This window comes from Frankia sp. CoBUL1 (assembly GCF_978021245.1).
Genome location: NZ_CDXDOS010000018.1, coordinates 16965 through 29125 on the forward strand (window position 1 = coordinate 16965; position 12161 = coordinate 29125).

At 69.9% G+C, this 12161-nt stretch carries 9 protein-coding genes and 1 pseudogene; 8 read left to right on the forward strand and 2 right to left on the reverse strand.

Annotated features, from left to right (window positions below; genetic code table 11):
• Positions 1-144 precede the first annotated feature (144 nt).
• The 5 genes from AC08OX_RS03435 (at position 145) to folE (ending at position 6430) form a co-directional block, all read left to right on the forward strand.
• Complete coding sequence (locus AC08OX_RS03435; RefSeq protein WP_476606468.1) at positions 145-1302, forward strand: zinc-dependent metalloprotease; 1158 nt, start codon at positions 145-147, stop codon at positions 1300-1302.
• Entirely contained in the window at positions 1299-1424 is a 126-nt protein-coding gene (locus AC08OX_RS03440) for a hypothetical protein (protein ID WP_476606469.1), read from the forward strand. The genes AC08OX_RS03435 and AC08OX_RS03440 overlap by 4 nt, the downstream gene beginning before the upstream one ends.
• Positions 1421-3190 carry a hypoxanthine phosphoribosyltransferase gene (gene hpt, locus AC08OX_RS03445; RefSeq protein ID WP_476606470.1) on the forward strand — a complete coding sequence of 590 codons (1770 nt, stop codon included), beginning with the start codon at positions 1421-1423 and terminating at the stop codon, positions 3188-3190. The genes AC08OX_RS03440 and hpt overlap by 4 nt, the downstream gene beginning before the upstream one ends.
• 235 nt (positions 3191-3425) lie before the next feature.
• Positions 3426-5687: an ATP-dependent zinc metalloprotease FtsH gene (ftsH, locus tag AC08OX_RS03450; protein WP_476606471.1), complete on the forward strand. Its 2262-nt coding sequence runs from the start codon at positions 3426-3428 to the stop codon at positions 5685-5687.
• A complete protein-coding gene (gene folE / locus AC08OX_RS03455; protein WP_476606472.1) occupies positions 5684-6430 on the forward strand; it encodes a GTP cyclohydrolase I FolE in 747 nt (248 codons plus the stop codon). Before ftsH ends, folE begins: the two co-directional genes overlap by 4 nt.
• A gap of 16 nt (positions 6431-6446) precedes the next feature.
• Here folE and hisG read toward each other — a convergent pair whose 3' ends face one another.
• Complete coding sequence (hisG, locus tag AC08OX_RS03460; protein ID WP_476606473.1) at positions 6447-7295, reverse strand: ATP phosphoribosyltransferase; 849 nt, start codon at positions 7293-7295, stop codon at positions 6447-6449.
• Positions 7296-7335: 40 nt separating this feature from the next.
• A complete protein-coding gene (locus tag AC08OX_RS03465) occupies positions 7336-7818 on the reverse strand; it encodes a phosphoribosyl-ATP diphosphatase (protein ID WP_476606476.1) in 483 nt (160 codons plus the stop codon).
• A 16-nt stretch (positions 7819-7834) separates the two neighbouring features.
• Between AC08OX_RS03465 and AC08OX_RS03470 the strand changes: the two are divergent.
• The 3 genes and pseudogenes from AC08OX_RS03470 (at position 7835) to AC08OX_RS03480 (ending at position 12019) form a co-directional block, all read left to right on the forward strand.
• Positions 7835-8628 (forward strand): annotated as a pseudogene (locus tag AC08OX_RS03470) (Cof-type HAD-IIB family hydrolase).
• A gap of 290 nt (positions 8629-8918) precedes the next feature.
• The gene (locus tag AC08OX_RS03475; RefSeq protein WP_476606474.1) at positions 8919-10487 is read left to right on the forward strand and encodes a TldD/PmbA family protein; all 1569 of its coding nucleotides are present in this window, start codon (positions 8919-8921) and stop codon (positions 10485-10487) included.
• The gene (locus AC08OX_RS03480) at positions 10484-12019 is read left to right on the forward strand and encodes a metallopeptidase TldD-related protein (RefSeq protein ID WP_476606475.1); all 1536 of its coding nucleotides are present in this window, start codon (positions 10484-10486) and stop codon (positions 12017-12019) included. Before AC08OX_RS03475 ends, AC08OX_RS03480 begins: the two co-directional genes overlap by 4 nt.
• Positions 12020-12161 lie beyond the last annotated feature (142 nt).

Sequence of the window (12161 nt, forward strand, 5' to 3'; positions counted from 1 at the left end):
GACCGTCGACCTGGGCGGGACCGTCGACCTGGGCGGGACCGTCGACCTGGGCGGGACCGTCGGCGCCCCGGCGCGTCCCATCCCGTTCTCGGCACGGTTCATGATCGGACCCAGACGACGGGCGAGCCCGGTACGCTCGGATTCGTGGACGCCGAGCTGGTCGACTGGGAACTCGCCGTGACGACGGCGAGGAAACTGGTTCGCCCCGGCCCGCAGATCTCGCGGGAGCAGGCCGGCGAGGTCGTCTCCGAGCTGCGGCGACTGGCCGTCGAGGCCGAGCGGCACGTCGAGGACTACACCCGGCTCACTCCCGCCGGGCCGGCCACCCCCATCACCGTGGTGGACCGGCTGGAGTGGGTCCGCTCCAACGTCGCCGGTCTGCGGGTGCTGACCTCCCCGTTGCTGGGCAAACTGTCCGAACAGCAGCGCGGCAACCTCGCCGCGGCGGTCGGTCGGCGGGTCACCGGGGTCCAGATCGGCACAGCCTTGGCCTATCTGGCCGGCAAGGTGCTGGGCCAGTACGAGGTCTTCCTCCCGCCGGAGGAGTACCAGGCCGGGAGGGACGATCCGGGTCCGCCCGACGTGCCGGGGTCGGTCGGGGTGCCGGGGTCGGTCGGGGTGCCGGGGTCGGTCGGGCGCCTCAGCCTGGTCGCGCCGAACATCGCGCACGCCGAGGCGGCCATGGGGGTCGTGCCGCGAGACTTCCGGATGTGGGTATGCCTGCACGAGCAGACCCATCGCAGTCAGTTCACCGCCGTGCCATGGCTGCGGACCCACCTGGAGTCCGAGATCACCGCGTTCATTGAGGCCACGGACCTCGATCCGGACGTCCTCGCGGGCCGCGTCCGCTCGGCGATGAGCGCGCTGCGCGGGGCGGTGCTCGACCGGGAGGCCGACAGCCCGAGCGTCGTGGAGGCGCTACAGACCCCAGCCCAGCGAGCGGTTCTCGACCGCCTCCAGGCCATCATGACGTTGTTGGAGGGCCACGCCGACCAGGTGATGGACGCGGTGGGGCCGAAGATCGTACCCACCGTCGCCGACATCCGGACGAAGTTCGAGGGTCGCCGCGGCGGGGGATCGCCGATCGACCGGTTCGTCCGTCGGCTCCTCGGTCTCGATCTCAAGCTGCAGCAGTACCGCCAGGGCGGGGCGTTCGTGCGTGCGGTGGTCGCGCAGGCTGGGGTGACGGGTTTCAACACCGTCTGGGAGTCACCGGCGGCGCTGCCGACCCGCGCCGAGCTGGTCGATCCCACCGCCTGGATGCAACGGGTCCTGGGCAGCCGCCCGCCGATCTCGGCGTGAGCACCATGGTCGTCGGGGCCGCGGGGGTCGTCGGGGCCGCGGGGGTCGTCGGGGCCGCGGGGGTCGTCGGGGCCGCCGACTCCCCGGCCTGTTCCACATCCGCCTTCCGGCCGACGTTGTGACCCCACCGATCGCCGGTGAGGACCACACCGGCCATGCCGGCGACGTCCGACCGGGCGATCCGGCTCCGCGCACGGTTCACTCGTCGAGATCTCCCACTCCCGCAGTCGCGGCAGTCAGGCTGGCGGTTCGCCGCGCAGTCACCGACCTGCCACCCGGCGGACTAGTGCTGGTCGCCTGCTCCGGCGGCCCGGACTCCCTGGCGCTCGCCGCGGCCCTCGCGTTCGTCGCCCCCCGCCGCGCCCTGCGGGCCGGCATGGTCACGGTCGATCATGGCTGGGACACCGGCTCGACCGAACGGGCGGAACGCGTCGCCCGCCAGGGTCGGGCCCTCGGCCTGGATCCGGTGGAGGTCCTGACCGAGCACACCGCTCGCTCCGAGGGAATCGCCCGACAGGCACGGCGGGCCGCGATCGCGGCGGCCGCCGACCGGCTCGGCGCCCGGGCGGTGCTTCTCGGCCACACGCTGGACGACCAGGCCGAGACGGTGCTGCTGAGGCTCGCGCGGGGCGCGGGCGCCCGCTCCCTCGGGGGGATGTCGGCTGACGACGGCCTGCTTCGCCGGCCGCTGCTCGGGATCCGCCGCGCGGACACCAGGGCCGCTTGCCTCGCCGAGGGGCTCGAGGTGTGGGATGACCCGACGAACCGGGACCCAGCGTTCACCCGGTCCCGGGTGCGTTACACGGTCCTGCCAGTGCTGGAGACGGAGCTCGGCCCGGGCATCGCCGAGTCGCTGGCGCGCAGTGCCGATCTGCTGCGGGCCGACGCGGACGCTTTGGACGCCATGGCCGCCGAGGTCTACGGCAAGGTCGTCAGGGCTCGTGGCCGGCCGTGCACCGGCGAGGTCGCCTTCGACGTCGCCGCGCTGGCCGGGCTCACCGCGGCGGTCCGCGGTCGGCTGCTGCGCCGGGCGGCCATCGACGTCGGAGCGTCGGCCTCCGCGCTGCGCGCGGAGCACATCTGGGCGGTGGAGGAGCTGGTGACGCGGTGGCGCGGGCAGAAGCCGGTACCGCTTCCCACCGGCGTGCTCGCCCGGCGATGGGAGAACAGGGTCACGCTGACCGGGCCGGTGGTTCCTCCACCGCCGCCAGCCGGCCCCGCCGCCCGACGGTCGGATGCCGTCACCGCGCCACACATCGAGGAGGACGACCAGGTGAGTCAGACCGCGACGACGACCCCCGACGCCGGAAGCGCCCATGACGGCCCCCGGCACAGCCCGCATCCCGACATCGCCGAGGTCCTGGTCAGCTCGGACGAGATCGCCGCGAAGATCGTTGAGCTCGCGGCCAGGGTGGACGCCGACTACGCCGGCCGGGAGATCCTGCTCGTGGGCGTGCTCAAGGGCGCCGTCATGGTCATGGCGGACCTGTCCCGCGCGCTGACGGTCCCGCTGACCATGGAGTTCATGGCGGTCTCCTCGTACGGGTCGTCAACCTCCTCGTCCGGGGTGGTGCGCATCCTCAAGGATCTGGACCGGTCGATCGAGGGCCGGGACGTCCTGGTGGTCGAGGACATCATCGACTCCGGGCTGACCCTGTCCTGGCTGCTGAAGAACCTGCGCTCACGCGGCCCCGCCTCGCTCGAGGTCCTGGCGCTCTTCCGTAAGCCCGAGGCTGTCACCGTGGACGTGGATGTCCGATATGTCGGCTTCGATCTTCCCGGCGCCTTCGTCGTCGGGTACGGCCTTGACTACTCGGAGTACTATCGAACCCTGCCGTTCGTCGGGACCCTCACGCCCGCGGCGATCGAGAGGGGCGCCCCGGCCTGAGCCCGCCGGCCTTCCGCCCGTTCGGATACGCCCTCGGTCACCGCATCCGCCACGAGCGAAACACCGAACACCATCAGACCGCCACGATCGGAACAGCGCGGGCCGCCGATCCGTTGGTCGGATGTACGCGCGGTGAGATGCGCGCACCGGCGGTACCCTCGGCACAAGGGAATCCCGATCGAGGGCAGCACACACGTCAGGAGGGTGGAGCGCTCGTGTCCGGTGCTCCAGACAGATGACTCCAAGAAGAATCTTCCGCGGCTGGGTGCCACTGCTGCTCCTGGTCCTGTTCGTGATCATTCTCACGACGGGCGTCCTCTCGGGTCCCAGTGAGTACGGCAAGCGAGACCTGAACTTCGTCCAGCAGCAGATCGACGAAGGCCGGGTGGCGAAGGCCAAGATCCAGGATTCGAAGCAGCTCATCCAGATCCAGACGAAGGACGGCCAGAAGTTCGAGTCGTCCTATGTCACCGAACAGGGTGTCGTCCTGGCGAACGAGCTCCGCAACAAGCGGGTCGCCTACGACGTCTCGGTCGACCGTGGAAACATCCTGGTCTCGCTCCTGCTGAACCTGCTGCCCGTACTACTGGTCGTCCTTCTGCTGTTCTTCTTCATGAACCAGATGCAGGGCGGCGGTAACCGGGTCATGAACTTCGGCAAGTCCAAGGCGAAGCTGGTGAGCAAGGACACGCCGAAGACGACGTTCGCCGACGTGGCCGGTGCGGACGAGGCCATCGAGGAGCTCGAAGAGATCAAGGAGTTCCTCGAAAACCCGGGCAAGTTCCAGGCGATCGGAGCCAAGATTCCCAAGGGGGTCCTGCTCTACGGCCCGCCGGGAACCGGCAAGACGCTGCTGGCCCGGGCCGTCGCGGGTGAGGCTGGGGTGCCCTTCTACTCCATCTCGGGTTCCGACTTCGTCGAGATGTTCGTCGGTGTCGGCGCCAGTCGGGTTCGCGACCTGTTCGAACAGGCCAAGGCCAACGCGCCCGCCATCATCTTCGTCGACGAGATCGACGCCGTGGGCCGCCACCGCGGAGCGGGACTCGGCGGTGGCCACGACGAGCGGGAGCAGACGCTCAACCAGCTCCTGGTCGAGATGGACGGGTTCGACGTCAAGGGCGGGGTCATCCTCATCGCTGCGACGAACCGGCCCGACATCCTCGACCCGGCCCTGCTGCGGCCCGGCCGCTTCGACCGGCAGATCGTCGTGGATCGGCCGGACCTGCTCGGCCGCGAGGCCATCCTGCGGGTGCACGCCAAGGGCAAGCCGATCGGCCCGGACGCCGACATGATGGTCATCGCCCGGCGGACCCCCGGGTTCACCGGTGCCGATCTCGCCAACGTACTGAACGAGGCGGCCTTGCTGGCCGCCCGCTCCAACCTGAAATTCATCTCGTCGGCGCTGCTCGAGGAGTCCATCGACCGCGTGATGGCGGGACCGGAGCGCAAGACCCGCGCGATGAGCGACAAGGAGAAGAAGCGCATCGCTTACCACGAGGGCGGCCACGCCCTGGTCGCGCACGCGCTGCCCAACTCCGACCCGGTGCACAAGGTGACCATCCTGCCCCGGGGGCGCGCGCTCGGGTACACGATGCAGCTTCCCCTGGAGGACAAGTACCTCTCGACCCGCTCGGAAATGCTCGACCGCCTCGCCGTCCTGCTCGGCGGGCGCACCGCCGAGGAGCTGGTGTTCCACGACCCGACCACGGGGGCGAGCGACGACATCGAGAAGGCCACCCAGATCTCGCGAGCAATGATCACCCAGTACGGGATGAGCGACAAGCTCGGCGCGATCAAGTTCGGCACCGAGAACAGCGAGGTCTTCCTCGGCAAGGAGGTCGGCCACCAACGCGACTACTCCGAAGAGGTCGCCAGTGAGATCGACATCGAGGTGCGCCGGCTGATCGAGGCCGCACACGACGAGGCCTGGGAGATCCTGGTGACCTACCGGGATGTACTGGACAACCTCGTGTTGCGGCTGATGGACACCGAGACGCTGAGCAAGGACGAGGTCGCCGAGGTCTTCGCGACGGTCCAGAAACGCCCCGTGCGTGGCATCTACACCGGGGTGGGGCGTCGCGTCCCCTCCGACCGGCCACCGGTGCAGACCCCGGCCGAGCTCGGCCTGCTGACGGCGGATGTCGCCGACCTGGTGAACGACCCGGGCCACGGTAATGGTGCCGCCGGACGCGGACCGGGCGGCAACGGAACCGGGGGCAACAGGGCCGGCGGTCACGGTCAGCCCGCCGGCGTGCCGGGGGCACCCGCGGGCTCGGGCCCCGGGGTCGACCCGTCCGGTCCGGGCGGGGGCGTGCCGCACGGCACGGATGTCGGTGCTCCGGGTGGGAATGGCAGCCCCGGGGGGCACGGTTATCCCCAGGGCCAGGGCGCGCCGGCGCCCCCCGGAGGCGAGGGTCCGGCCCATGACGGGCCGAGGATCGCCAACCCGTGGGCCCCGCCAAGCTGGCCGAGCGACGACGAGAGGAGACGCCGTTGACGTCTTATTCCGACGAGGCGTCCACTGCCGCGGGCGAACGACGAAGTGAATCATCTCCCGCGGCGGAGGCCCCAGGAATGGACGGTTTCGGCATCCCGGACCCCGACGGCGACGGCGACGGCGACGGACCGGCTGCGTCAACCCTGGCGCCGGGCAATGGCAGGCCGCGGCAGGTCCGTCCCTTCGACCACGACCGAGTCGCACGCGCAGTTCGTGAGCTACTGATCGGGATCGGCGAGGACCCGGACCGCGAGGGTCTTCGCAAGACCCCGGACCGGGTCGCGCGGGCTTACCGGGAAGCCGTCGAGGGTCTCGGCCGGGATCCCTCCGAGGTCCTGACCACCGTCTTCGATGAGGGCCACGACGAGATGGTGTTGGTCCGCGACATCGATTTCTCGTCGCTATGCGAACATCATCTGGTCGTGTTCTCCGGCAAGGCGCACGTCGCCTACATCCCCAACAGCAAGGGCCAGATCACGGGCCTGTCGAAGCTTGCCCGGCTGGTCGACCTCTACTCCCGTCGCCCGCAGGTCCAGGAACGGCTGACCTCGCAGATCGCGGACGCCCTCGTCGAGGTGCTCGACCCGCGCGGGGTGATGGTCGTCATCGAGGCGGAGCACCTGTGTATGTCGATGCGCGGTGTGCGCAAGCCCGGGGCCACCACGGTGACATCCGCGGTGCGTGGCCAGTTCCTCAGCACCGCTACCCGCAACGAGGGCATGTCGCTCATCCTGCACAGGTAGCTCCGGGTGGCAGGGATTACAGGCGGCAGGCCTGAATCCCGGAGACGAGGATGCCCCGGGCACCCAGCTCCCAGAGGTCGTCCATCATGCGGTTGACCTCGGCGCGCAGCACCATTGCCCGCACCGCGACCCAGTCCTCACGCTGCAACGGAGAGATCGTCGGGGACTCGTAGCCTGGCGTGATCTCGCATGCCTTGTCGAGCACGGCCGTCGGAACGTCGTAGTCCATCATCACATACCGCCGGGCGACCAGAACCCCCTGGACCCGGCGCAGCAGACGCTCATGCGAAGGGGACAGGTCCGCGCCCCTCTTGGCGATCACGATGGCCTCCGAGCGCAGGACCGGCTCGCCGAGCAGCTCCAGACCCGCGGCCTTGAGCGTACGGCCGGTCTCGACCACGTCGGCGACCGCGTCCGCGACACCGAGCCGCACCGCTGTCTCGACCGCGCCATCCAGAGTCACGATGCCACCCGGGGTGACCCCCCGACCGGCAAGGTCGGCTCGGACCAGCGCGGGGAACGACGTCGCGATCCGCTTGCCGGCGAGCTCCGTGATGTCCGCGAGCGTCCCCTCCGGAGAGGCGTAACGAAACGTGGCGAACCCGTATCCAAGCGGAACGAGCTCCTCGGCGGCGGCATTGCTATCGAGGAGGAGATCACGCCCGGTGATGCCAAGATCGAGAAGACCCGACCCGACGTAGACAGCGATATCCCGAGGGCGCAGGAAGAAGAACTCGATGTCGTTCTCGACATCGGCGATCACCAGCTCGCTCCCCTCGCGCCGCGCGAGGTAGCCGGCATCGGAGAGCAACTGACCGGAGGCGGCCGACAACGCCCCCTTGTTCGGAACCGCGATACGAAGCATCGTCACTACTCAGCGTCTACGAGAAAGGGCAAGGAATCGATCACAGATGGGAGTATACGTCGTCCAACGAAAGGCCTAGAGAAATCATCAGCAGCTGACTCCAGTAGAGCAACTGGGAGATCTCCTCGGCGGCCCTTCCCCGGCCTTCGTGCTCGGCCGCCATCCACGCTTCAGCGGCCTCCTCGACCAGTTTCTTGCCCAGATGGTGGACGCCCTGATCGAGCGCGGCGACAGTTCCCGAGCCGGGTGTCCGACGCCGCCATTTCTCGGCAAGCTCGACGAAGAGTTCGTCGAATGTTTTCAGGTTGGATACATTCGACGAATCGGATGCGCCGACGGATGGCACGGCGGGCCGATCGGCAGGGAGCATGCTCGGCATGCTACCCGTCACCGGGCGGACAACCTCCGCGCCGCGGGCCCGCGGTGCGGAGCGGCACACGACGACCACAGACACGCGCTCCGCGGCCAGCCGGCAAGCCGGTGCGACGGAGTCCTGCACCGGGGTCCCTGCACCGGCCGCCATGTTGCTGGTTGACTTGATGACTGTGTTGCCGCCCGCGATCGTCGCCACCGACCTGGACGGGACGCTGATCCGCAGCGACGGCACGGTGTCCGAACGCACCCGCGGGGCGTTGCGCCGGGTGGAACGCGCCGGGGCGACCGTGGTGTTCGTGACGGGACGACCCAGCCGGGTGATGGCTGGCGTCGTCGCCCAGACCGAGGTCTCCGGGCTCGCGATCTGCGCGAACGGCGCGCTGGTCTTCGATCTCGACTCCGGCGAGCCGGTCAGCCAGCGCTGTCTGGAATCGGCCACGGCCCTGCGGCTGGCGGCGGCGATCCGCGCCGCGGTTCCCGACGCGGTGTTCGCGGTCGAAAGCGGCGTGCGCTTCGGCCGGGAACCCGCCTTCGAGGCGATGTGGCCGGATCCCAAGGAGATCGTCGCGGAGTTCTCGGAGCTGCTGGGCGTCCTGCCGGCGACGAAACTGCTTGTCCGGCGGGGGGCGCTCCGTTCACGGAAGTGTACGACGCCATCGTCGAACTCGCCGGGGTGGACGCCGTCGTCACAACCTCCAGCGCGGACCTTCTCGAGATCGCGGGGCCGGGGGTGTCGAAGGCGGTGGCGCTGGCTGAACTCGCCGCCGGGCGGAGGGTGGTCGCCGCCGACGTCATCGCGTTCGGAGATATGCCGAACGATCTACCGATGTTCGCCTGGGCCGGATACGCGGTCGCCGTCGCGAATGCCCATCCCGAAGTACTGGCCGCTGCCGACGAGATCACCGTGTCGAATGATGAGAACGGAGTCGCGATCGTCCTGGAGCGGCTTTTCCCATAACCACGATGATCTTCCTGGGCATTCCGGTCCGTCCCGATCACGATCGGGCCGCATACCGGGCCGGGTACTCTCCATGAATACCCTCCGGACGGTTCCCGGTCGACGACGGGGATTCCCGGTGGACCGCCGCATTGATACCTGCCCGGCCGGATCCGGACACGCATCGCCTCCCGCTCCCGCGCTCCCGCGCTCCCGCAGCGTCCGCATGCGCAGCGTCATCCGAGCATGCCGCCCCGACACCCGGGCATGCCGCCCCGACACCCGTCGCACAGACGGGCCAGGATAGGGACATGGCACCCCTCGTCCAGGACTCGGCCTCATCCGGGCTGCCGGCTCACGAGATCGACGGCGAGTTCCTCGCCCTGCCGCGCACCGCACTCGCCGACGCGGCTCTGCAGACCGCACGTGATCTCGGTGCGACGCACGCCGACATCCGCGTCGAACGGCTCAAGGACTCCTCGCTGTCGTTCCGCGACGCCTCGCTGGAAAGTCGCCATGAAGGCGCGACGCTGGGCTTGGCTGTCCGGGTGGTGCACGGCGGCACCTGGGGTTTCGCCGCCGGCGTCGACCTGACGACGGCCGAGGCGGCACGGCTGGCCCGCGAAGCCGTCGAGATGGCCCGAGTCGCCGCCCCGCTCAACTCCGAACCAGTCGAACTCGCCGCGGAACCGACCCACACCGACGCGGTCTGGGTCTCGGCCTACGCGACCGATCCGTTCGCGGTCGACGCCCGGGACCGGGTCGAACGGGTCGGCGGCCTGTGTCGGACGCTGTTCGCGGCGCACGAGGTCGACCATGTCGACGGCCGGTTCAGCGCGGTGATGGAGAACAAGTACTACGCCGACCTGACCGGGACCACGACGACACAGCAACGGATGCGGGTGATCTGCCAGATCGAGGCGACCCGGGTCGATCCCGCGGGCGGCTTCGAGTCGATGCGCACGATCGCCCCGCCCGTCGGTCGAGGCTGGGAGTGGCTGGTGGCGGGCCCCGCGGCCGGCTGCTGGGACTGGGAGAGCGAGATCGATCTGATCCCGGGTCTGCTCGCCGAGAAGTCCAGGGCCTCCTCAGTCGAACCAGGGCCGTACGACCTGGTCATCGACCCGTCGAACCTGTGGCTGACGATCCACGAGTCGATCGGGCACGCCACCGAGCTCGATCGGGCGCTCGGCTACGAGGCCGCCTACGCCGGTACCTCCTTCGTCACCCTCGACCAGCTGGGCACGCTGCGGTACGGCTCCCCGGCGATGACCGTCACCGGGGACCGCACTGCCCTGCACGGGCTCGCGACCATCGGCTACGACGACGAGGGCGTGCAGACCCGCCGGTTCGACATCGTCCGCGACGGCCAGTTCGTCGGCTATCAGCTCGACCGGGCGATGGCGGCCCGCAATGCCGCCGTGCTCGGGGTCGACCGCTCCAATGGCTGCGCGTTCGCCGACTCCCCCGCCCATGTGCCGATCCAGCGGATGGCGAACGTCTCCCTGCTCCCGGCGCCTGGCGGCCCGTCGACCGAGGAGCTGATCAGCCGGGTCGACCGCGGTATCTACGTCGTCGGGGACAAGAGCTGGTCGATCGATATGCAGCGGTACAACTTCCAGTTCACCGGCCAGCGGTTCTACGAGATCCGCGCTGGTCGCATCGTCGGCCAGCTCCGCGACGTCGCCTACCAGGCGACGACGACCGACTTCTGGGGATCCCTGGAGGCCGTGGGAGGCCCCGAGACCTACGTGCTGGGCGGTGCGTTCAACTGCGGCAAGGGCCAACCCGGCCAGGTCGCGGCCGTCAGCCACGGCTGCCCGTCGGCTCTGTTCCGCGCCACCAACATTCTCAATGCTCGCCGAGAGGCCGGTCGATGAGCCGGCCGGCCGGACCGCAACCAGCCCCAGCCGACGGAGGAAGCACGGTGCGCGAGACCGCCCATGAGATCGTCGAACGCGCCCTGGGCCTGTCGAAGGCGGACGGCTGCGTAGTGATCGCCACCGAGTCCAGCGCGGTGAACCTGCGCTGGGCCAACAACACGTTGACGACCAACGGCGCCAGCCGGGATCGGTCGATCACCGTCATCAGCGTCATCGGCCGCTCGTTCGGGGTGCGGACGGCCTCCACCATCGACTCCCCCGGTTCCGGCGGCCACCCCACCGCGCGTCCCACCGACCTGCCGCATCCCACCGATGCCGACGGCCTCGCGGAACTCGTCCGCGCCGCCGAGGACGCGGCCCGGGAGGCCGAGGATGCCGAGGACTACACGGACCTGCTCGGGCTGGACACGACGGACGTCGGCGCGGGTGCGGGGTCGGCGGGTGCGGGGTCGGCGGGTGACGCGGCCGAGGCCTTCACCGATCCGGCCGCTCGGACCAGCACCACGGTGTTCGCCTCCTTCGCCCGAGACCTCGCGGAGGCGTTCGCCGCGGCGCAGGCGGGCGGGCGGCGGTTGTTCGGCTTCGCCGAGCACAATCTGACCACCACGTGGCTCGGGACGTCGACGGGGCTGCGGCTGCGGTACAGCCAGCCGACCGGCAGCGTGGAGTGGAACGCCAAGAGCGGCGTTCCCGGCGGCTCGGTCTGGCACGGCCAGTCGACCCGTGACTTCACCGACGTCGACGTCGCGGGTACCGACGCGGCGCTGCGCGACCGGCTGGCCTGGTGCAAACGGTCGCTGGAACTGCCGGCCGGCCGGTACGAGACGCTGCTGCCGCCCTCCGCGGTGGCGGATCTGATGATCTACATGTACTGGACGGCTGCCGGTCGGGACGCGGCCGAGGGCCGGACGGTCTTCAGCCGGGCCGGCGGCGGCACGCGTCTCGGCGAGGCGATCGGACCGGCGGGGCTGCGGCTGGCCAGCGATCCGCACGACCCGGGACTCGCGACGACCCCCTTCGTGACCGCGCAGTCCTCCTCGTCGATGTCCAGCGTCTTCGACAACGGACTGGCGCTGAGGCCCACCGACTGGATCTCGGATGGCACCCTCGCCGCCCTCGTGGAGACCCGCGCGTCCGCCCGTGCCACCGGGGTCCCGACCACCCCGATGATCGACAATCTGATCCTGGACGGCGGAGGCTCCGCGTCGTTGCAGGAGATGATCGCCTCGACGAAACGCGGGCTCCTGCTCACCAGCCTGTGGTATATCCGCGAAGTCGATCCCGAGGTGCTCCTGCTCACCGGCCTCACCCGGGACGGGGTCTACCTGGTGGAGAACGGTGAGGTCACCGGGGCCGTCAACAACTTCCGCTTCAACGAGTCACCGGTCGACCTGCTCGGCCGCCTGGCCGAGATCGGCGCCACCACCCGCACCATGGCGCGGGAATGGGCGGACTGGTTCACGCTCACCCGCATGCCCGCGGTACGGATCCCCGACTTCAACATGTCCTCGGTCAGCCCGGCGAACTGACCGCCGGCCGGGCCGGGGCATCGAACCATCGATGGTAAACCGCGAGCAGCCATGGCTCCCGGTTCACCATCGCGGGTCGATTCAGGAATGGGTCGATTCAGGGGCGGGTCAGTGAGCCTTTCCGCGTAACAGCCCGTGACGC